General features: G+C 73.6%; 18 protein-coding genes and 1 pseudogene. 8 read left to right on the forward strand and 11 right to left on the reverse strand.

Annotated elements, in window-relative coordinates; all coding sequences use genetic code 11:
* Positions 1 to 35: 35 nt before the first annotated feature.
* A complete protein-coding gene (locus ACIRF9_RS09555; protein ID WP_403818620.1) occupies positions 36 to 1184 on the reverse strand; it encodes an ABC transporter substrate-binding protein in 1149 nt (382 codons plus the stop codon).
* A 337-nt stretch (positions 1185 to 1521) separates the two neighbouring features.
* Positions 1522 to 2739 carry a helix-turn-helix domain-containing protein gene (locus ACIRF9_RS09560; RefSeq protein WP_403818622.1) on the reverse strand — a complete coding sequence of 406 codons (1218 nt, stop codon included), beginning with the start codon at positions 2737 to 2739 and terminating at the stop codon, positions 1522 to 1524.
* A 138-nt stretch (positions 2740 to 2877) separates the two neighbouring features.
* Here ACIRF9_RS09560 and ACIRF9_RS09565 point away from each other — a divergent pair, with 138 nt between their 5' ends.
* The gene (locus tag ACIRF9_RS09565; protein ID WP_403818624.1) at positions 2878 to 4245 is read left to right on the forward strand and encodes a TerD family protein; all 1368 of its coding nucleotides are present in this window, start codon (positions 2878 to 2880) and stop codon (positions 4243 to 4245) included.
* A gap of 27 nt (positions 4246 to 4272) precedes the next feature.
* On the opposite strand, the gene ACIRF9_RS09570 is transcribed toward ACIRF9_RS09565, so the two are convergent.
* Complete coding sequence (locus ACIRF9_RS09570) at positions 4273 to 5247, reverse strand: alpha/beta hydrolase (protein ID WP_403818626.1); 975 nt, start codon at positions 5245 to 5247, stop codon at positions 4273 to 4275.
* A gap of 41 nt (positions 5248 to 5288) precedes the next feature.
* On the opposite strand from ACIRF9_RS09570, the pseudogene ACIRF9_RS09575 reads away from it, so the two are divergent.
* A pseudogene (locus ACIRF9_RS09575) lies at positions 5289 to 5911 on the forward strand (hypothetical protein).
* Here ACIRF9_RS09575 and ACIRF9_RS09580 read toward each other — a convergent pair.
* A complete protein-coding gene (locus ACIRF9_RS09580) occupies positions 5805 to 6818 on the reverse strand; it encodes an FkbM family methyltransferase (RefSeq protein WP_403818628.1) in 1014 nt (337 codons plus the stop codon). The pseudogene ACIRF9_RS09575 and the gene ACIRF9_RS09580 overlap by 107 nt on opposite strands.
* A 181-nt stretch (positions 6819 to 6999) precedes the next feature.
* A complete protein-coding gene (locus tag ACIRF9_RS09585; RefSeq protein WP_403818630.1) occupies positions 7000 to 7563 on the reverse strand; it encodes an NAD(P)H-dependent oxidoreductase in 564 nt (187 codons plus the stop codon).
* 117 nt (positions 7564 to 7680) lie between these two features.
* Between ACIRF9_RS09585 and ACIRF9_RS09590 the strand changes: the two genes are divergently transcribed.
* The 3 genes from ACIRF9_RS09590 (at position 7681) to ACIRF9_RS09600 (ending at position 11051) form a co-directional block, all read left to right on the forward strand.
* Positions 7681 to 8334, forward strand: coding sequence for a TetR/AcrR family transcriptional regulator (locus tag ACIRF9_RS09590; protein WP_403818632.1), 654 nt, complete (start codon positions 7681 to 7683; stop codon positions 8332 to 8334).
* 123 nt (positions 8335 to 8457) lie between these two features.
* Positions 8458 to 9495 carry a LacI family DNA-binding transcriptional regulator gene (locus ACIRF9_RS09595; RefSeq protein ID WP_403818634.1) on the forward strand — a complete coding sequence of 346 codons (1038 nt, stop codon included), beginning with the start codon at positions 8458 to 8460 and terminating at the stop codon, positions 9493 to 9495.
* Positions 9496 to 9605: 110 nt separating this feature from the next.
* Entirely contained in the window at positions 9606 to 11051 is a 1446-nt protein-coding gene (locus ACIRF9_RS09600) for an aldehyde dehydrogenase family protein (RefSeq protein ID WP_403818636.1), read from the forward strand.
* A 31-nt stretch (positions 11052 to 11082) separates the two neighbouring features.
* Here ACIRF9_RS09600 and trxA read toward each other — a convergent pair whose 3' ends face one another.
* The gene (gene trxA / locus ACIRF9_RS09605) at positions 11083 to 11463 is read right to left on the reverse strand and encodes a thioredoxin (RefSeq protein ID WP_403818638.1); all 381 of its coding nucleotides are present in this window, start codon (positions 11461 to 11463) and stop codon (positions 11083 to 11085) included.
* Positions 11464 to 11607: 144 nt separating this feature from the next.
* Here trxA and ACIRF9_RS09610 point away from each other — a divergent pair, with 144 nt between their 5' ends.
* The gene (locus tag ACIRF9_RS09610; protein ID WP_403818640.1) at positions 11608 to 13026 is read left to right on the forward strand and encodes a dihydrolipoyl dehydrogenase family protein; all 1419 of its coding nucleotides are present in this window, start codon (positions 11608 to 11610) and stop codon (positions 13024 to 13026) included.
* A gap of 13 nt (positions 13027 to 13039) precedes the next feature.
* Here ACIRF9_RS09610 and ACIRF9_RS09615 read toward each other — a convergent pair whose 3' ends face one another.
* Complete coding sequence (locus ACIRF9_RS09615) at positions 13040 to 17413, reverse strand: hypothetical protein (protein ID WP_403818642.1); 4374 nt, start codon at positions 17411 to 17413, stop codon at positions 13040 to 13042.
* Between the two features lie 121 nt (positions 17414 to 17534).
* Between ACIRF9_RS09615 and ACIRF9_RS09620 the strand changes: the two genes are divergently transcribed.
* The gene (locus ACIRF9_RS09620) at positions 17535 to 18914 is read left to right on the forward strand and encodes a hypothetical protein (RefSeq protein ID WP_403818644.1); all 1380 of its coding nucleotides are present in this window, start codon (positions 17535 to 17537) and stop codon (positions 18912 to 18914) included.
* 15 nt (positions 18915 to 18929) lie between these two features.
* On the opposite strand, the gene ACIRF9_RS09625 is transcribed toward ACIRF9_RS09620, so the two are convergent.
* Positions 18930 to 19577, reverse strand: coding sequence for a peptide deformylase (locus ACIRF9_RS09625; protein WP_403818646.1), 648 nt, complete (start codon positions 19575 to 19577; stop codon positions 18930 to 18932).
* Between the two features lie 133 nt (positions 19578 to 19710).
* On the opposite strand from ACIRF9_RS09625, the gene ACIRF9_RS09630 reads away from it, so the two are divergent.
* Positions 19711 to 21120 (forward strand): PepSY-associated TM helix domain-containing protein, encoded by a 1410-nt coding sequence (locus tag ACIRF9_RS09630; protein WP_403818648.1) that lies wholly within the window; start codon positions 19711 to 19713, stop codon positions 21118 to 21120.
* A 66-nt stretch (positions 21121 to 21186) separates the two neighbouring features.
* Here the strand turns inward: ACIRF9_RS09630 and ACIRF9_RS09635 are convergent, their stop codons facing one another.
* The 3 genes from ACIRF9_RS09635 to ACIRF9_RS09645 all read right to left on the reverse strand — a co-directional run bounded on the left by ACIRF9_RS09635 (position 21187) and on the right by ACIRF9_RS09645 (position 22561).
* Positions 21187 to 21564, reverse strand: a complete 378-nt coding sequence (locus ACIRF9_RS09635; protein WP_403818649.1) for a tetratricopeptide repeat protein — start codon at positions 21562 to 21564, stop codon at positions 21187 to 21189.
* A 62-nt stretch (positions 21565 to 21626) separates the two neighbouring features.
* Positions 21627 to 22085, reverse strand: coding sequence for a MarR family transcriptional regulator (locus ACIRF9_RS09640; protein ID WP_403818650.1), 459 nt, complete (start codon positions 22083 to 22085; stop codon positions 21627 to 21629).
* Positions 22082 to 22561: a MarR family winged helix-turn-helix transcriptional regulator gene (locus ACIRF9_RS09645; protein WP_403818652.1), complete on the reverse strand. Its 480-nt coding sequence runs from the start codon at positions 22559 to 22561 to the stop codon at positions 22082 to 22084. Before ACIRF9_RS09645 ends, ACIRF9_RS09640 begins: the two co-directional genes overlap by 4 nt.
* Between the last annotated feature and the right edge of the window lie 4 nt (positions 22562 to 22565).

Here is a 22565-nt window from a genome sequence, read left to right on the forward strand (position 1 = left end):
GCCTGTAGGGACCGTGTGAAACCGGCCAGTGCCTGCTAGGCGCCCGGGTGCAGCCCCAGGAAGCCCGGGGTCGGGTCGCCCTTCACCTCGCCGAAGTAGAGGGCGAAGGTCTGCTTCAGGCGCTCCACCTCGGCGCGGTCGGACATGAAGCGGGGGAAGCCGTCGATGTTGGCGTTCGGGTACTCCCAGACCGGCTTCAGCCCGGTCGGGGGAGTGATGTCGGTGCGCACCGACCAGCCGTTGAAGGAGTTCTGCTGGGTGGCCGTCGACAGCTGCCAGTTGAGGTACAGCTTGGCCGCCGTGGTGTTCGCGGCCGCCTTGAGGATCGCCGCCCGCTGACCCCACGCCATGAACGGCGCGCTGTCCGGGAGGACCCACTTCACGGGGCCGGTCGACAGGGGCGCACCGGAGCCGCCGACGCCGATCGGGTACTGCCCGGAGCGCACGGCGTCACCGGGGGAGTTGCTGCCGCGCGCGAAGCGGACGTCCTGCGCGGCCAGCCCGGCCACCCAGTCCCAGCCGTAGTGCTTGACGTAGAGCGAGAAGAGGAAGAGGACCGCGTCGTCGTCGTGCGGGAAGGACGAGGCGATCTTCCCCTTCCACTTGGCGTCGACCAGGTCCAGCGGGGTGCGCGGCGCGTCCGAACCGACCGCGGCCGGCGCGTACATGAAGCTGAAACCGATCGCGGCGATCGCGACCCAGGCGCCCTGCGGGTCCTTGAACGTGTCGTGGACCGCGGCGAACCCGGCGGGCTTGTAGTGCAGCAGCCGGCCCTGGGACTTCCAGCGGACGAAGTCCTGGAGCGTCTGCAGCTGGACGACGTCGGGCACGAGGGTGCCGGTGGCGAGCTGGTTGTCGACGCGGACGTCGTGGTACTTGCTGTAGTCCACGATCAGCTTCAGGTCGATGCCGGGGAAGCGCTTGAGGAAGGCGGCCTTGGTGCCGTCCTGCTGGGTCGGGGTGTCCCCGCCGGCGTAGACGACGAGCTTGCCCCCTTCCGCGAGAGCGGCCTGGTACAGCTCGTCGAGCGACCGGGTCTCCTCGGCGCCCGAGCCGTACCGGGCGGACGCCGGCCGCGCGGACGCCGGGGACGCCGAGGCGGGGGACGTACCGAGGGCGCCGAGGCCGAGTGCGGCACCCGCGCCGGTCGCGAGGAGACGCCTTCTGCTGGGGGAGCTGGGCATGGTGCTACGACCTCTCTGATCTCTGAGAGCCTGTGTCATATCCCGGTCGGATCAGCGCGCGGCGTCTGGTGCGTGCGATCGCAAGGCGCCGGAGCGCCCTCGTGGCGGAGCCACGTGGGCCTTTCGGCAACGTGGCGAGCGTGCGTGCCAGGCGTCGCGCGCCCGGCCGGGGATATGACACAGGCTCTGAGGGGGGGTGGGAGACCGGGCGCCACGGTCGACGCCGATTCTGCTGGCCCCGGGCGGTCCCGCGCGTCGTCCGGACGGACCGGATGACAGGCGTCCGGTGGAACCGCCGTTCAATCGAACGGTTGAACGCCCTCGGACGGAAGGAGCTCTACGGCCGTGCCAGCCGCCGCATCGTCAGTGCGAGGTGCAGCCGCAGCCGGCCCTGCGGAGTGCGCACCGGCCAGCCCAGCAGATGCTCGGCGTGGACCAGCCGGTCCTGGAGCGTGGAGTGGTGCACGTTGGCCTCGGCGGCGGCCGCCCGCAGGCTCGCCGTCGCGGTGACGGCGTACAGCGTGGTGAGCAGCCAGGGCGCGTCCGCGGCGGCCGCCTCCACCGCCTGGACGTCCGGCGGCGGCTCGGCGCCCGGTACGACGAGGCCGGCCAGCAGGGCGATGCCGCCGAGCTCGTCGGCGTACACCACCCGGGGACCGGGGTCCTGCCCGGTGCCCTCGGCGGTGAACCGGAGCGCGGTGCGGGCGTCGGCCCAGGACCGGGGCAGTTCGAGGACGGGAACGGCGGGACCGACACCGGTCCGCACGCCGGGTACCTCGGCGGTGGGCCCTTCCGGCGCGACCGCCCGTGGCCGCTCTGCGGACGTGGCCGGCGGTCCGGCGGCGGCCGAGGCGTCGAGGCCCCTCCGGCGTGCGGGCGCGTCGCCGCCGCGGAGCTCCTGAGGTACGGGGAGGGCCGCCCTGGGGCGCCTGCCGGGTGAGGCCGTGGAGCGGGCAGCCAGAGGATCGGCGCCCGTCCGGCGTGCGGCGGATCCGCCGGTGCCGGGCTCCTCGGGCGTCGCGGACACCACCCGCGGCCGTCCGCCCGGTGTGGCGACGGCGCGGGCGGTGGCGAGCGGGTCGAGGCCGAGGCGGCGGGCCGCGTGCAGGCGGGCCGGCTCGGGGGCGGTGGCGTCCAGGAGCGTCTCGATCAGCGCGGGATCGTCGAGCGGGGCCCGCCCTCGGGTGCGGTCGAGGACGAGGCGCGCGGCTCCGGCGGCCCGCTCCAGGATCACCGCGTCGACCACGCTGGGCGCCGCACCCGCGCGCTCCAGCCACAGGGCGGGCTCGCCGTCCGGGGTCAGCGCGGCGGACGGCCACTGCGGGTCCGGCGGCCGGTCCGCGTCCCGGCGGGTGCCGTCGGCCTCGACCCGGATCCGCACCCGCCGGTCGGCGTCGACGAGCCGCGCGGGCACCCCGGCCAGCACCGCGGCCCCGCGCACCAGCGCCTCCACCCCGGCCCGGGTCTCGGCCAGCCGGTCGAAGTAGGCGATGACCCGCACGGCGGCACCGGCGTCCGGGTCCAGCGCGGTCAGGCGCCCGGCCAGCTCTTTCATACGGTCATGATGCGCCACGCGCACGCGGGTGAGGAGAGTCGCGATGCACCCTTCCCACCCTTCTGATCAAGATCGGGCATTGCCGGTCGGATCCGCTCACGTTGTGCAAAGGTGGCGGGAAACCGATGGGGAGATCGCGTGGGGGTGGGCGACATGCCGGAACTGGGCAAGGGCGGGAACACGGCGCTGGGGGCCGGAGCGGTGACCGTGGAGCTGTCCGCCGAGGGCGAGCCGGTCGACCTCAGCGCCCTGCTCGTCACCACCGAGGGCAGGGTCAGGTCCGACGACGACCTCGTCTTCTACAACCAGCCCTCCGCCGAGTCCGACGCCGTACGCCACCGGGCCGCCGACGCCGACGGTCCCGAGCGGATCGAGGTGGACCCGGCCGCGCTGCCCGCCGAGGTGGACCGGGTCGTCCTGGTGGCCAGCTGCGACCCGGACGACGCGGCCCGCACGTTCCACGGGGTGAAGAACGTCGAGGTGCGGGCCGTGCAGGACGGCACCGAGCCGGTCGTCTTCCGGCCGCCCGCCCTCACGGACGGCGAACGCGCGGTCCTGCTGACCGAGCTCTACCGCCGCGGCGAGGCGTGGAAGGTGCGCGCCATCGGCCAGGGGTACGCCGACGGGTTGGCCGGTCTCGCCACGGACTTCGGAATCGAGGTGGCCGAGGAGGCGGCCCCCGAGGCGACGGAGCTCGTGCAGCCGACGGCGCCGGCCGAGCCGGTGGTGGCGGAAGCCCCCTCCACCGTCGCCCCGCCCCCTCCCCGCCTGGTCAAGCCGCCCCTCGGGAAGATCAGTCTCGACAAGGGCAGCCAGGTCTCGCTGAGCCTGGACAAGGCCGACCGCGATCTGGTGGTCACGGTGGCCCTGGAGTGGGACGGCGGCAGTGCGGAACGCCGCAGGCGGGGCGCCGACCTCGATCTGTACGCCCTCTTCGTCCCGGCCACCAAGGCCCTGCGCGGTGCCGACGCGCCGGGCACCCGCGTGAAGAAGGGGCATGTACCCCAGGGCGAGCCGCTGCGTCCCGGCGGGGCGCCCTCCGGGCCCGCGCACCCCACGGGAAAGAAGCGCAGGAAGGGCGCCCCGCAGGACGTCGTCTACTACCGGCGTCTCGGCTCCCTGACGGAGCGCCCCTACCTCTGCCTCGACGGCGACTCGCGCGTCCCCGGCCGTGAGGTCGTGCGGATCGGGCGGCCCGACGAGCAGGGGTACGTCCTGCTGTGCGCGTACTCGGCGGTCAGCAACGGCGCCGGATCCTTCCACAGCTTCGGCGCGCGGGTCGTCGTCGACGACGGCCGGGGATCCACGGTCACCGTCCCGCTGTACGAGAACACCAGCACCCGCTACTGGGTGGCGATCGCGCTCGTCGACTTCACCTCGGCCGACGGGGCGGCGATCCACCACGTCGAGGCCTACAGCGCCCGGATGACCGAGCGCCGGCCCGTCCTGCACCCGGACGGGACCGTGGAGATGAACGCCGGTCCCATCGAGTTCAAGCGTCACTGAGTCCCGCGAGGCCTGGGACGACCTGTCCTACTCGGCGAGCAGCCGGCGCAGCCAGTCCAGGTGGGCCGCCCGTGCCGACCTGGACAGGGCGGCCTGCGGGGCGAATCCGTCGAAGCCGTGGAAGCCGCCCGGCCACACGTGCAGTTCGGCGATCCCGCCGGCCTGCCAGATCCGGGAGGCGTAGGCGACGACCTCGTCCCGGAAGGTCTCGGCGGAGCCGACGTCGAGGAAGGCCGGGGGCAGCCCGGACAGGTCCTCGGCGCGGGCCGGCGCCGCGTACGGGGAGACGTCCGGGCCGCCGCGCCGCTCGCCGAGCAGGGCGCCCCAGCCGGTCTCGTTGGCCGTGCGGTCCCACACGCCGAGGCCCGCCATCTGGTGGGAGGAGACCGTGTCGTTGCGGTCGTCCAGCATCGGGCACAACAGCAGCTGGCCGATCGGCCGCGGGCCGCCCCGGTCGCGCAGCAGCAGGGCGAGCGCCGCGCTGAGCCCGCCGCCCGCGCTGGCGCCGGCGATCACGATCCGCTCCGGGTCCCCGCCCAGCTCCTTGGCGTGCTCCGCCGTCCACACCAGGCCGGCGTACACGTCCTCGACGGGCGCCGGGTGCGGGTGCTCCGGCGCCAGCCGGTACTCCACGGACACCACGACCAGGTCCAGTTCCCGCGCCCAGTCCAGGGCCGCGTCGATGCCGACCCGGTTGTTGCCGATGACCATGCCGCCGCCGTGGACGTGGTAGACGACCGGCCGCGGCCGGTCGGGGGCCGCGGCGGTCGGGCGGCAGATCAGCAGCGAGATCTCGGGGGCGCCCTCGGGTCCCGGCACGGTCCGGTCCTCGACCTCGAAGGCCCCGCCCGCGGTCAGGTCCAGGTCGGCGAGCAGCGCGATGCCCGGCCCCTGACGGACGGTCTCGATGTCCTCGGGCGCCATCCCGGGCTGGATCATCTCCTTGATCAGCTCCAGCGCGGCGGCGAGTTCCGGGTCGAACGGCGGCGGGACGTACGTCATGGCTTCTCCTCACACAGGTGAGTGCGGCGGCTCGTGCACACATGATCCGTGCGGTGGACGCCTTACGGACCACCGCCGTCCGGCGGAAGCTCCCCGCCATCCGGCGGGTGACACACTTCACAGGCCGCAGACCCCATGACGTGTCCGTGCGGGAGGCCGGTGCCTGGACGATGGTGTGGCTCGTGCCGGCCCGCACGTTCGGGCTCGGTGTGTTCGTCTTCGGCGGCGGGGGACCGACGGGCGAGTTCTTCGCCGGGTACATCACGGAGAAAAGCGCTTCGGTGTCGCCGACCGCTACCACGGCGCCAAGCTGTGGATCGAGCAGAACGGCAAGCGGGTCATGACCCCGATGCTCGTCGTGATGCTCGCGATCGGCTCCACCGACGTGCTGTTCGCCCTCGACTCCATCCCCGCCATCTACGGGCTGACCGAGGCCCCTCAGCTACGGCCTGTCGATGTCGGCATCCCCTTCTCGCTCGGTTTCATCGTGCTCGTCCTCACGGTCACGACGTTCACCGGCCTGCGCGTGGCCAGGCGGCAGGAGGGGGAGGCTGCCGCTACTGCTTGGGCGGCTCGGGTGCCGCCTCCGCGCGCATCATCACGCAGTCGAACTCGATCACGCGGCCGGTGGTCGCCTCGCGGGTCACCGGGTACATCCCGGTGATGCCGAAGCCCTCCGCCTCGTACGCGGCGACGGCCTCGCCCATGCCCGGGCTGCCCTCGTACAGACGCAGACAGGCGACCTCGGACTGCAGGCCCACGAAGTCGGTGACGCGCTTGCCGGCCCCGGCGAAGACCTCCAGGTCATAGCCCTGGGTGTCCATCTTCAGATACGGGACGGGGTCGGCGAGACCCTCCAGCGCCTCGTCCATCACCTCGTCGAGGCGGCGGATGCGGATCTCCTCGGTGTCGGACTTCTTGAACCGGCTGTAGCGGCCCTTGCCGTAGTCGCTGGGCGGCAGCAGGGAGTTCATCGTCAGCCAGCTCTTGTGGATCTCGGCGGTCGACTCCTCGCGGCCCAGTCCGCACTGGTACACCCGCCAGTCGGGGTCCTTCTCGGCGGCCTTCGCCAGCTTGGTGAACGTCTCGGACGTGGGCTCGAAGGACACGATCCGGCCGGTGTAGCCGGCCCTGCGCAGCCGCTTGGCGTACTGGCCGGTGTTGGCGCCGACGTCGAAGACGCAGTTCACGCCGTACAGCTCGAGCATGGCGGTCACATGCTGGACGCACAGGTATTCGGCAGCGGAAAGCTGCAGTTTGCGCTCGTCCTGGTGCTCCGGGTCATCGATCAGCAGCACGGCACCGGTGTCGCCGAGCGGAACGACTCCCTTCTCGGCGACCGCGGTCCTGGCACCGCCCCGCGTCCGCCGCAGGAGCCAGGTGTCCTTGTCCACGCCGGTCACCCGGTAGGGGCCGCCACGCCGGGAGAGCACCTTCGTGCCCTGGTCCACGTCGGTCACCTCGTAGGGGCCGCCGCGCCGGGCCACCACCGCCGCGCCCGGGCCGAGGTCGGTCACCTGAACGCCGATACGGGGCATCAGTCGGAGCAGTCGTCGATAAAGGGTCTGCATCTCTCAAGCCATATCAGACCCGCTGGGCGGCGGTCTGCGGGTTGAACGACTTTCGACGGTCGGTTACCCGCCGGAAACGAGGACCGCCGGACTCGGAGGGCTCACCGCAACGGCGAGGGGGCCGCGGCAACCGTGCCGCGACCCCCTCGTGACGTACCGGACGTCGGGGACGTACCCCGGGTCAGGCGGCGACGGCCTCGCCCGCGTGGCCGTGCAGACGGGCCACGACCTCGGTCAGCTGGGCGGCGACCTCGGCGTCGTCCACCGGGTGGGTCTCGGCGAAGCGGGTCAGGGAGCCGGGGATGGAGAGCTTGAGGTCCTCGATGACCTTGCCGCCGGCGATGCCCACGGCCTTGCGGGCCTCGTCCTGCGCCCATACGCCGCCGAACTGGCCGAAGGCGGTGCCGACCACGGCGACGGGCTTGCCGCCGAAGGCGCCGGCGCCGTACGGGCGGGACAGCCAGTCGATGGCGTTCTTCAGGACGGCCGGGATGGTGCCGTTGTACTCGGGGGAGAAGAGCAGGAAGGCGTCGGCGGCCTGGGCGGCCTCGCGCAGCTTGGCGGCGGCGGCCGGGACGCTGCCCTCGACGTCGAGGTCCTCGTTGTAGAACGGGATCTCGGCCAGGCCCTCGAAGAGGTCGACCTCGGCGCCCTCGGGAGCGACCTTGACGGCCGCCTCGGCGAGCTGGCGGTTGGTGGAACCGGCGCGGAGGCTGCCGACGAGCGCGAGGATGCGGACAGACATGGGTACTCCCAAGGGCTGAAACATTGCGTTTACGATCCGGACCGAGGTCCGTTTAACTTTCTAGCACCCTAACCGGACCGCGGTCCAGTTTCATTCCCGGTGCTTTACGCTGAGTTCATGTCCAGCCTTCTGCCCCCGTGTCCGGAGCCCGAGGAGAAGATCGGCGAGCCTCAGCAACTGCTCCAGCTGGGGCCCGCCGGCGACGAGCCGTGCCTGCGGGCCGACGCGGCCCGCAACCGGGCCCGGCTGCTGGACGCCGCCGCCCGGCTGATCGCCGAGCACGGCGCGGCCGGGGTGACGATGGAGGCGGTGGCGGCCGCGGCGAACGTCGGCAAGGGGACGGTCTTCCGCCGCTTCGGCGACCGCACCGGCCTGCTGACGGCCCTCCTGGACCACTCCGAGCAGAAGATGCAGGCCGCGTTCCTGAGCGGCCCCCCGCCGCTGGGGCCGGGCGCGCCGCCGGTGGAGCGGCTGCGGGCGTTCGGCATCACCATGCTCAGGCGCGCCGTCGACGAACTCGACCTGCTGCTGGCGGCCGAGGCCGGCCCGGACCGCCGCCACTCGGTGCCCGCCCGCCGCGTCCACCACAGCCACCTCACGCTGCTGCTGCGCCAGGCGCTGCCGGGCGCGGACCACGAACTGCTCGCCCACACGCTGATAGGCGCTCTGGACCCGGTCCTGGTCCACCATCTGACCCGGCAGTGCGGGGTGCCGCTCGGGCGGCTGGAGGCGGGCTGGAGTGATCTGATCGACCGGGTCACGGGCCCCTGACGGCCATCGCGCGAGGCGCTCCAGGTCAGGGCGCCCGACCGTCCGGTATGTTGACGCTTCATCAAATTTGGGCGTCCCCCGCCCGAACTTCCGCGCACAGCTTCTGCCAAGATGCCGTACGTCATGGTGCAGATACCGAACACACCCGCGCCGACGAAGTCGCCGGCGCCGCGCTCCGTGCCCACGAGCGCCGACGTGGCCCGCCTGGCCGGCGTCTCGCGCGCGACCGTCTCCTACGTCCTGAACAACACCAGCGCCGTACGCATCAGCGAACCCACCCGCCGCCGGGTCCACGAGGCCGCGAAGGAACTCGGGTACGTGCCGCACGCGGCCGCCCGCAGCCTGCGCGCCGGACACAGCCGCATGGTCCTGATGCCCACCCTGCCCGTCCCGGCGGGCCCGCTCTACAGCCAGTTCGTGCACGACTTCCAGGGCGCGCTCAGCCGCCTCGACTACACCGTCGTCCAGTACGGCGCCACCGGTCTGCGCGGTGACGACGCCGCCCGGGCCTGGGCCGAACTGCGGCCCGTCGCCGTGCTGGTGCCCACCCCCGGCATCGGCCCGGAGGGGGTCGCCGTCCTCAAGCGGTCCGGTGCCCGGGCCGTGGTGACCCTCAGTCCCGTGGCCGTCGAGGGCGCCCACGCCCTGCTCCTGGACCACGCCGGCGTCGGCCGCAGCGCCGCCGGGCACCTGTACGCCCGGGGCAGACGGCGGATCGGCGTCGTCGTCCCCGAGGAGCCCGGTCTGGAGATCTTCTCCGCGCCCCGGCTGGCCGGCACCCGCGAGGCCCTGCACGGCACCGACGCGACCGTCACCGAGCTGTCCCTCGCCTACACCGAGGAGTCCGCGGCCGCCCTCGCCGCCCGCTGGACGGACCTCGGCCTGGACGCCGTGTTCGCCTACAACGACGAGTACGCGATGCTGCTGATGCGGGCCCTGCAGGACGCCGGGGTGCGCGTCCCCGAGGACGCGGCCGTCATCGGCGCCGACGACCTGATGCTCGGCCGGCTGCTGCGGCCCCGGCTCAGCACCGTCCGCATAGCGCTGCCCTCCGGCCGCGACCTCGCCTCCCTGGTCGACCGTGCGGTGCGCAACCCGAACGCCGAGCCCGGGTCGCACGAGCTGTTCGGGGCAACCGCCGTGCACCGCGAGTCCAGTTGACCCACGGTGGTCTCGTCTGACAGGACTAGGATGTTGCATGCTCAACCAGATGGGATCTCCGCTCCCCTGTGAGCCGTGGGTCCCGCGGGACACCGATCGGAGAGCCATCCATGCCGCTGCTCGACCCCCAGACCTGGCAGTCCTCGCCGTCCCGCGCCCTGACGGGCGGGCAGTACACCGTCACCGAGCCCGCCACCGGTGAGACGCTCGGCACGGTCGTCCTGGCCGCCGCCGCGGACGTGGCCCCGGCCGCCGAGGCCGCCCGCGCCGCCCAGACCGAGTGGGCCCGCGTCCCGCACTTCGTCCGCGCCGGCGTGCTGCGCAAGGCCGGTGACCTGTTCGCGGCCCACGCGGAGGAACTGCGCGACTGGATCGTCCGTGAGTCCGGCTCCATCCCGGGCAAGGCCGAGTTCGAGCTGCACGTCGCCGCCCAGGAGTGCTACGAGGCCGCCGCCCTCGCCTCCCGCCCGGCCGGACAGGTCCTGCCCAGCGAGGCGCCCCGGCTGTCGTACACCCGGCGGGTCCCCGTCGGCGTGGTCGGCGTGATCTCCCCGTTCAACGCCCCGCTGATCCTCTCCATCCGCTCCGTCGCCCCCGCCCTCGCCCTCGGCAACGCGGTCGTCCTGAAGCCGGACCCGCGCACCGCGGTCTGCGGCGGTCTCTCCCTGGCCGCGGTCTTCGCCGAGGCGGGACTGCCCGAGGGCCTGCTGCACGTGCTGCCCGGCGGCGCCGAGACGGGCGCGGCCCTGGTCGCGGACCCGCACGTGCCGGTGATCTCCTTCACCGGCTCCACCGCCGCGGGCCGCGCGGTCGGCGAGGCGGCCGGACGCCACCTCAAGCGCGCCCACCTGGAACTCGGCGGCAACTCCGCCCTGATCGTGCTGGAGGACGCCGACCTCGACGCCGTGATCTCCACCGCCGCCTGGGGATCCTTCTTCCACCAGGGCCAGATCTGCATGACCACCGGCCGCCACCTGGTCCACGCCTCGCTCTACGAGGAGTACGTCGAGCGGCTCGCGGCCAAGGCTGACTCCCTGGCCGTCGGCGACCCGCACCGCGCCCAGGTCCACCTCGGCCCCCTCATCGACGGCGGCCAACTCGCCAAGGTGCACGGCCTGGTGGAGGCCAGCACGGCAGCCGGCGCGAAACTCGCCGCGGGCGGCCACCACGACAGCCTGTTCTACCGACCGACCGTCCTCGCGGGCGTCGACGACGCCACCCCCGCCTACGCGGAGGAGGTCTTCGGCCCGGTGGCCCCCGTACGTCCCTTCACCACCCCCGACGAGGCCGCCGCGCTGGCCGCCCACAGCGCCTACGGCCTCTCCCTGGGCATCGTCACCCGTGACGCCGCCCGCGGCCTGGACCTCGCCGAACGCGTCCCCACCGGCATCGTCCACATCAACGACCAGACCGTGAACGACGAGGCCGTGGCCCCCTTCGGTGGCGTCGCCGCCTCCGGCACCGGCGCCCGCTTCGGCGGCGAGGCCAACCTGGAGGCCTTCACCGACGTGCGCTGGACGACGGTGCGCGGGGACGTCGCGCCCTACCCCTTCTAGATCCCGCCGTACCCCTCCCGGATCCCCGCGGTCACTCGCCGGCGGTCTCGGCCTGCTGGGCCTCGACCGCCTTGCGGACCTCGTCCATGTCCAGCTTGCGCGCCTGCCCGATCACATCCGCGAGAGCGGGCTCGGGCAGGGCGCCGGGCTGGGCGAACACCGCCACCCGGTCACGGACGATCATCAGCGTGGGAATGGACTGGATGCCGAAGGCCGCGGCCAGCTCCGGCTGCGCCTCGGTGTCCACCTTGCCGAAGACCAGGTCGGGGTTGTCCTGCGCGGCCTTCTCGTACACCGGCGCGAACTGACGGCACGGGCCGCACCAGGCCGCCCAGAAGTCGATCAGGACGAAGTCGTTGTCCGTGACCGTCTGGTCGAAGTTCTCCTTGGTGAGCTCCACGGTGCTGCTCATGACCTTGAATCCCTCTTCCCGGTGCTTCCTGCCAGGTGCTTCCCGGCATGGGGCGAAGCCGTCCGCACAACACGGCCGGACAGTCGCGTATTCCGCGCCCTTACCCGTGTGGCCAGCGCGCACACCACCCACCAGACTGACCCCATGACGGAATCGGAAACCATCGCGTACGACGTCGTGGTGCTCGGGGCCGGGCCCGTGGGGGAGAACGTCGCCGACCGCACCCGCGCGGCCGGCCTCACCACCGCGGTCGTGGAGAGCGAGCTGATCGGCGGCGAGTGCTCGTACTGGGCCTGCATGCCGAGCAAGGCCCTGCTGCGCCCGGTCATCGCCCGGGCCGACGCCCGCCGCCTGCCCGGTCTGCGCCAGGCGGTGCAGGGCCCGCTGGACACGGCGGCGATCTTCGCCCGGCGCAACTGGTACACCGGCGACTGGACCGACGACGGCCAGGCCGACTGGCTCGCCGGCATCGGCGCCGACCTCTACCGCGGCCACGGCAGACTCGCCGGGCCCCGCACGGTCACCGTGGGGGACCGGACACTCACCGCCCGCCACGCCGTCGTCGTCTCCACCGGCACCCGCGCCGTCCTGCCCGGTCTGCCGGGCCTCGCCGAGGTGAAGCCCTGGACGAGCCGCGAGGCGACCAGTGCCCAGTCCGTGCCCGGCCGGCTCGTCGTGGTCGGCGGGGGAGTGGTCGCCACCGAGATGGCCACCGCCTTCCAGGCCTTCGGCGCGCGGGTCACCGTCCTGGTGCGCGGCAAGGGCCTGCTGAACCGCATGGAGCCCTTCGCCGGCGAACTCGTCGCCGAGGCGCTCACCGAGGCCGGCGCCGACGTGCGGACCGGCACCTCGGTGGAGTCGGTCACCCGCTCGGACGGCACCGTCGTGGTCGTCACCGACCACGGCGACCGCATCGAGGCCGACGAGATCCTCTTCGCCACCGGCCGCGCCCCGCGCACCGAGGACATCGGCCTCGACACGATCGGCCTGGAACCCGGCTCCTGGCTCACCGTCGACGACAGCCTGCGCGTCACCGGCACCGACTGGCTGTACGGGGTCGGCGACGTCAACCACCGTGCCCTCCTCACCCACCAGGGCAAGTACCAGGCCCGGATCGCGGGCGCCGCCATCGCCGCCCGCGCCGCCGGCACGGCCGTGGACGGGGCGGAGCCGTGGAGCGCCCACGTGGCGACGGCCGACCACGAATGCGTCCCCCAGGTCGTCTTCACCGACCCGGAGGCCGCCGCGGTCGGCCTCTCGCTCGCGGAGGCCGAACAGGCCGGGTACCGGGTGCGGGCCGTCGACGTCGAGATGTCCTCGGTGGCGGGAGCCGGCCTGTACGCCGAGGGCTACAAGGGCCGCGCCCGGATGGTCGTCGACCTGGAGGAGGAGATCCTGCGCGGGGTCACGTTCGTCGGCCCCGGCGTCGGCGAGCTGATCCACTCGGCGACCGTCGCCGTCACCGGCCGGGTCCCGATCGCCCGGCTGTGGCACGCGGTCCCCTCCTACCCGACGATCAGCGAGGTGTGGTTGCGGCTGCTGGAGGCCTTCCGGGACACCTGAGCCACCCCCGCGGTCAGGCGGAGAGCAGAGGGCCGAGCCGGGTCAGCCGGAGGGCGAACCAGTGCTCCTCGACCAGGACGTACACGAGGTCGGGGGCGGTGACGGCGAGGTCGTCGACGGCCCCCGGCACCGGCACGGACAGCGGTTCGCGCTCCGGCCGCGTCGGGTTCCAGACGCGCAGGGCCCGGTCCTCGCACGCGCCCACGATCAGGTCCTGGTCGGGGCGCGCGAGCCGGGTCAGCTGCGTCAGCGGGACGCCGGAGTGGCGCAGGGTCAGGCCGGTCGCCTCGTCGTGACCGGGCGTCAGGTCCCACAGCTCCACCGCGTGCCGTGTGCTGCCGGGAACCTCCACCGGCACGGCCAGCTGCCAGTGACCCGTCGGGGTGGACACCGCGACCGGCGCCAGACCGGGCACCGGAGGAGCGGCCGTACGCCCCACGAACCCGGTGCGGTCCGGGGGACCGTGCACGTCGACGGTGCCGTCCGGGTGCGTCAGGGCGGTCAGGGCCGTGTCCCGCGGATGCACACACGGCACGGCCGTGACCTCGGGGCCGAAGGCGGCGTCCTCCTCGACCGGGGCGTGTTCCCGGACCTCTGTCCTGTTGCCCGGCAGCCACAGCAGGGTGCGCGGCGGACGGTCGTCGTACTGCACGACCAGGGCGGCCATCCAGTGCGGTACGTCCGCGGCGCGCAGCGCGCTCACCGGGCCTTTCAGCGCCTCCAGTGCCGCCATCACCTCGCCGGACGCGATCGCCTCGCCCGTCTCGGCGTCGACGAGGCACAGCCCGTGCTTCTTCGGCTCGGTCAGGGCGACGACCGGCTCGCCGCCGGGGAGCACCAGGGCGGCCAGGTGCTCGACCCGTCGGTTGGCCGGCCACAGCCCGGTCCGGGTCCCCCCGTCGGCGTCGGCCAGCCAGGCGCCGCCCGACCTGCCGGCCACGACCAGGGCCCAGCCCAGGCCGTCCGGCAGATGGGAGAAGGCCGCGACGCGTCGTGCCCGGCGGCTGTCGTAGTCGGGCTGACCGCTCGCTCCGCCGCTCCGCGCGCTCCACAGACGTACGGCCCCGTCCCAGCCCGCCGAGGCGAACAGATCCGTCGTGCGGCCCGTCCGCAGGGTGGTGAGCGCGTACGACCCGCTCACATGACGCTGCTCGTCGCGCACGTGGGGCAGGTCGACCGGCACCAGCTGGGTCCCGGTGACCCCGCGGGAGTCGAGCTGCTCGGGCACGGCGGACATCCGGGTCGTCAGCAGCCGTGACAGGGAACCCTCGTACGGATCGACGACGGCCAGCCGCGACCCCCGGCCGGCCACCGCGAGCAGCGTCCGGCCGTGCGCCCTGAACGCGGACAGCGAGCGGACTCCGCCCACCTGCCCGGGGATCACCCGCTGGATCGCCATCCGGGCCACGTCCCAGATCCGCAGCGTGCCGTCGTCGCCGCCCGACACCGCGAGCGGGCCGCCCTCCGGCGCTTCCAGACAGGTGAGCGAGTAGACCGTGCCGGTGTGCCCGTGCATCGACCCGGCCGCCTCCGGGCCGTCCGGGAACCAGCGGCGTACGGCGCAGTCCGCGCCCGTGGACAGCAAAAAGCGGCGCCCGTCCGTCAGACGGCCCCAGGTCACGGCCGTCACCGGACCCACATGGCCGGTGAGGGGGGTGCTGTTCCACTTGCCGGGACGCCACACCCGCAGCGTGCGGTCCACACCCGCGGAGACCAGCAGGGGCGGGCCCCCGGCCTCGACGGCGGTGAGGCACAGCACGGTGTCCGTGTGCCCCTGCAGCACGGTCACCTGGGCGCCGGTGTCGAGGTCCCACACGAACAGGTCGGGTCCGGCCGCCCCGACCAGCAGCCGGCGGCCCGTGGCGTCGGTGAGCCGGGTCAGGGCCGTCACCGTCGTCGTCGGCCCGGTCAGGACCATGCGGGTCTCCCCGGTGTCCGGATCCCACACCCGCACGGTCGCGTCGCCGCCCGCGGAGGCGAGCAACTCGCGTCCGTCACCGCTGTCGACGGGCTGCAGGGCGACCACGGGACCCGAGTGCCCCCGCAGGACGACACTGAAGTCGTCCGGGGGCGTGGAGGAGCCCTCCAGCCGCGCGGGCACGACGGTGTGCCCCCGGAACAGGCCGATCAGGTCCGGTTCCTCGAACATCGCCGTCATCTGCAGCGTGCGCAGCCGCTCCGCCGGGGAGAGCGCGGGCAGCCGGTGCGCGGCCCGGAGGTACAGGCGCGCCTCCGGCAGGTCGAAGCGGTTCGGCAGGGTGCGCACCGCCGCGGCCGTGCGGGACGGGTCGGTGCAGGTGAGGAAGCCGAGGTCGCGCATGACCGTGGGCAGCAGGCGCGCCGCGAGGGCGTGCGTGGCGAGGTGCCGCCGCAGATAGGGCTGGGCGGAGGAGTTCCAGGCGGCGGGGCCGCGACCCGGCAGCGTCGCGAGGAGGGCCTTGGTGATGCGGGCGTGGGCGTCCCAGGGCGAGGTACGGCGGAAGTGGTCGATGAGCGACTGGTGGTGGAGGCGGTACACGGTCTGGCCCGACTCGCCGGACTCCACGAGATGGAATCCGGCGTGCTCCAGCACCCAGCTGACGTCCGTGTCCTCGTAGGCGCGCTTCCCGTCGGCGAGCGCGGACGCCAGCACCGGCCACAGGTCGCGGCGCGGCAGCCCGGCCCCTTCCGCCCAGGCCAGCGGACGCAGCAGGTCACGCAGCCGCTCCGGATCGGGGGACCGTTCGAACTCCGTGTCGAGCACCTTCGTGAGGCCGCCCGTGAGCAGCCGCTCCAGGGCGGTCCGCCAGTTCGTGCCCGGCGGCGGGACCGGCGCCTCCAGAATCGAACGAGCGGCGACCCGCGCGTACAGGAAGCTGCCCCGGCTCGCGTCGGCGATCCGTTCGGCCCACTCGCGGGCGCTGTCCTGCGGCAGCCGTGGCCCGTCACCCGGTGCGAACAGCCGGCGGTACGCGTAGGCGGTGAGGTCGGCCCGGCTCTCGGGCTCGTGGTCCAGCACCGCCGTCTCGTCGGGGTCCAGGGCGTGGATCAACGGGCCGGCGTCGGTGGTGACCGTGGTGCCGTCGGCCCGGTGCGGCCGGGTTCCCACCAGCACGCGCACGCCCGGCAGTTCGGCGAGCGGGCGCAGCAGATCGGCGGCGATCGGCACGGCCTCGGCCCGTTTCGCCTCGTCCAGACCGTCGATCACCACGGCCACCCGCCGGCCCAGGTCGCCGACCTGTCGTACGACCTCCGCCGCCCGCAGCCAGCCGTCCTCGCGGGTCGGCAGGTCCAGGGCGTCGGCCACCGCGCGCAGACAGTCGTCCAGGGTCTTGTTGCGGCAGGACAGCGCGAGATCCACGGAACCCAGCGTCGGCAGGGCGGAGTTGGGCGTGTCGTTCAGGGCGCCCTCCGCCTCCGCCACCGCCCGCAGCTCCGGCACCGACAGGGTGGCGATCCGGCCGAGCAGCGCGGACTTCCCGGTGCCGGGCGAACCGGTGACCGCGAACAGGCCCCGGTCGGCCCGGTCCAGCCAGCCGATGATCCGGCGCAGCAGCCGGGTCCGGCCACAGAAGTACCAGCCCGTCTCGCCGACCTCGATCCCGCGCGCGCAGAGCACGAGGTGCTGGTCCACCGCGCCCGCCCGCAGCCTGCGCAGCCGTTTGGTCTCCACGTCCTCGTCCGGGACGATGGCCGACGGATGCAGCGGATTGCGCAGGCCGGGAACGGGCGCGCCGCGCGCGACATAGGCGGTGCCGGCGTCCCGCCGCGCCATCATCCGGTCCATCACGTCGGCCAGTTCGTCGGAGCGGATGGTCTCGTCGTGCTCCGTCCAGCGGCGGTCCTCCGGACCCTGCCGTACGACGCGCTCCAGCGTCTCGGCGAACACCCCGTCCTCGGCGCTGTCGAAGCCGCGCGCCGAGGCGATCACCGCGAACCGCCGCTCGGGCCCGGCGGTACTGGTGTGATCGAGCACGTCGCAGATCTCGGTGGCGATCCGGGACGCGGCGATGCCGCTCGCGCAGCAGTCGAGCAGGACCAGGACTTCGTGGAACTCCCGGTGCGCGAGGAACCGGGCCAGTTCCCTGGCCGTGATCGCCCGCAACCCGTCCAGCCGGCTGCCGGGGGAGTCGGCCGCGATCAGGAAGTGCTCACCCGCGTCGAAGCAGCCGTGTCCCGTCCAGTACAGGACGAGCCGCGTCCCGTCACCCCGCCAGCCCCGCAGCCGCCCGGTGATCGACGCCCAGTCGCCGCCGGCGGTCAGCTCCGGCAGTTCGTGCCCGTAGCCCAGGGACCGGAACAGGTCGTACAGCCTGCGCACGCTCGCCGGGACATGGCTCAGCCGCCGCCAGTTCGCGTCCTGGTACTCGCCGATCCCGACGAGGACGAAGCGTCCGTCGTCCGTCATGCGCGCCACCGCACTGTGGTGCTCCCCGTTTCCGTGCCCCCTGGACGGCGACGGCGGCCTAGCATGTGACCTGCCGTCAACCAGGCGCATACTACGGCGAATTGTGCAACAGGGGGAATCCGTGCCCAGTACTCCCAGGACGGACCTGCCGAGCGGCCCGGTGGGCGATCTGGTCGTGGTGCTGCCCGGCATCATGGGCAGCGTCCTGGCCCGGGACGGGCGCGAGGTGTGGAACCACACGCTCGCGGTGGCGGGGCGTCTCGCGCTGAGCCGGCTCGACGAGGTGGAGCGGCTGGTGCTGCCGCCGGGCACCGGGGACGCCGACCCCGGGGACGGCGTGCGCCCCGTGGGCCTGATGAACGGGCTGCACGTGCTGCCGGGGGTCTTCGCGATCGACGGCTACGGCACCCTGCTGACCTTCCTCGAGCGGAGGCTGGGCCTGTCCGAGCGGGCCGGCAACCTCCTGACCTTCCCGTACGACTGGCGGCTCTCGGTGCGGCTGACGGCGCGCCGGCTCGCGGCCCGGGTGGAGCCCGCGCTCGCCGACTGGCGGGCCCGCAGCGGCAACCCCGGGGCCAGGGCCGTGTTCGTGGCCCACTCGATGGGCGGTCTCGTGGCGCGCTACTACCTCGACGTCCTGGGCGGCGGCGCGCACGCCCGGAGCCTCGTGACGATCGGCACCCCCTACCGGGGATCGGTGAACGCGCTCGTCTCACTGCACGCGGGCGTGGCGCCGGGCCTGGGCCGGCTGTCCGCGCCGTTCACCCGGCTGGCGCGGTCGATGCCCTCCCTGCACCAGCTGCTTCCCTCCTGGCGATGCCTCGCCGACCGGGACGGCACACGGTCGGACGTCGTCCGGACCCAAGTGTCCGGTGTCGACGGCGCGCTGAGCGCCGACGCCGGGCGGCTCCACGAGGAACTGGACCACGCCGACGGCGACGGTTACGCCCTGCACGTGTTCGGCGGTTGCCGCCAGCCCACCCGTCAGTCGGCGCTGCTCACCTCCGGCCAACTGGGCGCCCGGCGCGACCTGGACGGGACGGACCACCTCGGGGACGGGACGGTACCCCGGTTCTCCTGCTTCCCGGCGCAGTGGACCGACGACTCGACGGTGCGGTTCTTCGCCCAGAAGCACGGGGCGCTGCAGAACGAGCGGGCCCTGCTGAACCAGCTGGAAGCCCTGCTGACCGCCCGCGATCCGCGGCGGTTCCTCGACGGCCGGCTGGAGCTGTGCGTGGACGTGCCCGAGGTCGCCGAGGGGGCCGAGTGCCCCGTGGAGGTGACGGCCGACGACGACCGGCTGGCCCTCTCGGTCACCGCCGAGCACGTCGAGACGGGCCGGGCGGACCGCGGCAGGACCCTGCGCAACCGCGGCGACGGCCGCTACGGCACCCGGCTCACGCTGCCCGCTCCCGGCGCGTGGCGGGTGACGGTGACGGACACCCGGAACGCGGGCCGGGTGCACCCGGTGAGCAGCGTCGTGCTGGCGCCGGAGCGATAGCGGGAGCCGCCGCGCTCAGTACGGCAGTTCGAACCCGAGCGCCTTCGCCGCCGCCTCCGGCGTCGGATGCGCCCACCGCTCCAGCACCGTCTGGTTGGCGGCCAGCGAGCGCGGTTCGGCCCGGTCGAGATAGAGCAGCCCGTCGAGGTGGTCCGTCTCGTGCTGGACGATCCGGGCGGGCCACCCGGCGAACACCTCGTCCAGCGCCCGCCCGTGCTCGTCCGCACCGGTCAGCCGCACCTCGGCGTGGCGGGCCACCACCGCCTGGTAGCCGGGCACGCTCAGACAGCCCTCGAAGAACGCGGCCCGGGCCGGACCGACCGGCTCGTACGACGGGTTGACCAGCACCCGGAACGGCTGCGGCACCCGGCCGCGGGCCACCCGCACCTCCTCCGGCACCGGCGCCGGGTCCTCGATCACCGCGATCCGCAGCTCCACGCCCACCTGCGGCGCGGCCAACCCCACCCCGGGCGCCGCGTGCATGGTGACGCGCAACGCCTCGACGAACCGGGCCAGCAGCGCCGGGTCGAGCTGACCGTCGTAGCGCTCGGTGCCGGAGCGCAGCACCGGATCGCCCGCCGCGACGACGGTCAACGGGCCGCCGGGGGCGAGGAGTTCCTCGATGCGGTCGGCAAGGGGCGCGCGGGGACTGGGAGCTGCCATCGGGCCAGCATGCCACGACCGACACCCGTGTGACGCAGGTCACTGAAAGTGCCGGGAACTCGGCGCGCACCCGATCCGACTACTGGACCGTCACGGCTCCACACGTCCCCTCGTCCCCCGGAGAAGCCCGCCGATGTCCACCGCTCCCTCGACCACGGACGAGGCCCCCGAGGCCCCCGAGGCGGCCGCGGCGCCCGCGCCGAAGTCGCCCGGCCCCTGGGCCCCGTTGCGCCCCCTGGTACTGCGCCTGCACTTCTACGCGGGCGTGCTCGTCGCGCCGTTCCTGCTGATCGCCGCCGTCACCGGTTTCCTGTACGCGGGCTCGTTCCAGGCCGAGAAGTTCGTGTACGCGCACGAGATGACCGTGCCGGTCGGCGACACCGAGCTGCCGATCTCCGAGCAGGTGGCGGCGGCCCGCAAGGCCCACCCCGAGGGCACGGTCTCGGCGGTCCGGCCCTCCCCGGAGGCCGACGCCAGCACCCGGGTGATGCTGTCCGGCGTCGAGGGCGTCGACCCCGAGCACACCCTCGCCGTGTTCGTCGACCCGTACACCGGCAAGGTGCGCGGTGCGCTGGAGCAGTACGGCTCGACCGGCGCGCTGCCCCTGCGCACCTGGATCTCCGGGCTCCACCGCAACCTCCACCTCGGCGAGACCGGCCGCCTCTACAGCGAGTTCGCCGCGAGCTGGCTGTGGGTGACAGCCGCCGGCGGCATCGCGCTGTGGTTCTCCCGCCGCCGTGCCCTGCGCAAGGTCCGCGGCACCAGCGGCCGGCGCCGCACGCTCGGCCTGCACGGCACCGTCGGCGTCTGGGCCGCCGCCGGCTTCTTCTTCCTGTCCGCGACCGGTCTGACCTGGTCGACCTACGCCGGCGCCAACATCGACGAGCTGCGCACCTCCCTCAAGCAGGCCACCCCGTCGATCTCGGCCACGGTGAGCGGCGGCGGCGAGCACGCCGGCCACGACGCTGCCTCCGGTACGGGCGGGGACGGCGAGCACGGTGTCGGCCTCGACAAGGTCCTCGCGGCCGCGCGCGCCGAGGGGCTGGGCGACCCGGTCGAGATCGTGCCGCCCGCCGACGAGACCTCCGCGTACGTCGTGAAGCAGGTGCAGCGCAGCTGGCCCGAGAAGCAGGACTCCGTCGCGATCGACCCGGCCACCGGCGAGGTCACCGACACGCTGCGGTTCGCCGACTTCCCGCTGCTCGCCAAGCTGACCCGCTGGGGCATCGACCTGCACACCGGCGTCCTGTTCGGCCTGGTCAACCAGATCGCGCTGATGCTGCTCGCGCTCTCCCTGATCCTGCTGATCGTGTGGGGCTACCGCATGTGGTGGCAGCGCGGCCGCGGCAACGCCTTCGGCCGTCCGATACCGCGCGGCGCCTGGGCACAGGTCCCGCCGTACGTCCTGGTCCCGCTGATGGCGGTGATCGCCGTGCTCGGCTACTTCGTCCCGCTCCTCGGCATCCCGCTCGCGGGCTTCCTGGTCGTGGACGTGATCCTCGGCGAGATCGCGCACCGGCGGGGACACCGGACGGCCGCCTGAGTCCGGCAGCGCGACGTTCCCGGCGCCGGATCCGAGCCGGCGCCGGGAACATGCGGGCGGAGGGTGTCAGACCTCCGGGAAGTCGCCCGCCAGCGCCGAGGCGATCCGCAGATGCGGTCCCGCCTCAGCGTGCCGCCCCTGCCGCTCCAGGGTGCGGCCCAGCATCAGCCGGGCGTAGTGCTCCACCGGGTCGCGCTCGACGATCAGACGCAACTCGGTCTCGGCGCGGCGCAGTTGGGCCGAGTGGTAGTAGGCGCGGGCCAGCAGCAGCCGGGGACCGGTCTGCTCCGGCACCTCCTCGACCAGCCCGACCAGCACCCGCGCGGCGGCGGTGTAGTCCCGGGCGTCGAAGAACAGCTGCGCGCGCTCCCAGCGCTCGGCCGGCGTCCCGTGGGAGTAGTACTCCTGCGTGGTCTCGTACGCCGTGTTGTATGTCGTGTCCACTCGTGACCTCCTTCGAGGCCGTCAACCGCGCCGGATGGTTGACTATTCCACCGACTCTTCCGCTATACGGCGGGGCGCTCGGCGCCGAAGGAGGCCAGCTCCGCGTCCGCCCGCTCGGTGACGAGAGCGAGCACCCGGCCGGCGACGGCCAGGTCCTCGGCGGGGATGCCGGCGTACATCCGGGCCGAGATCTCGCCGGTCTCCGCCCCTACCAAGGCGAACAGCTCCCGTCCGGCGTCCGTGGCACGCACCCGCGGCCCCTCGGCTGCCAGGAGTCCCCTGTCGAGGAGCTCGCCGACGATGACCCGTACGGATGCGGTGTCGGACTTGAGCGATCCGGCGACCTGGGCGATCAGCGCGTCCCGCTCCAGGGGCCCGTCGGCCACGACCGCCGCCCGGAGGGTCGCCTGCTGCGCGAAGGTCGCGCCGTGGCGGGCCAGGACGTGTTCCAGGACGGCGCGGCTCGCGAAGTGCGCCAGGCCGATCGCGCGGCCGTCGACGGGGCGTGCGGTGGTGGTCATGACTCTCCCTGAGGTTTGTCGATGAGGTCGAGCGGTACGTCGAGCAGGGCCGTGAGCTCACCGGTGAACACCCGGGCCCGGGCGCTGTCCAGGCCGCCGAGAGGTTCCATGAGCCGCTCCAGCAGCCCGTGGACGATCTTGATCGCCCGCCGGGTGACGTCCTCGCCCTGCTCGGTGAGCGCCAGTTGCACGGCGCGCGGGTCGCGGGGGTCCCGGGTCCGCTCGATCAGCCCGGCGGACTCCAGGGCACGGGCCAGCTTCGATACGTAGAGCGGCTCGAGACCGGTGTGGTCGGCGAGCCGGCGCTGACTGGGGTGCTCTCCGGCGCGCCGCATGCCGTACAGCGACGACACCAGTGAGTACTGGGCGTGCGTGAGACCGAGCGGAGCCACCGCCCGGTCGACCGCCACACGCCACTTCGTCGACAGACGCCACACCAGGTAACCGGGCGTGGCCCGTTCGGAACCCTTGCTCATGCTC

The organism is Streptomyces sp. NPDC096132 (assembly GCF_044763345.1).
In the GTDB taxonomy this organism is placed as follows: domain Bacteria; phylum Actinomycetota; class Actinomycetes; order Streptomycetales; family Streptomycetaceae; genus Streptomyces.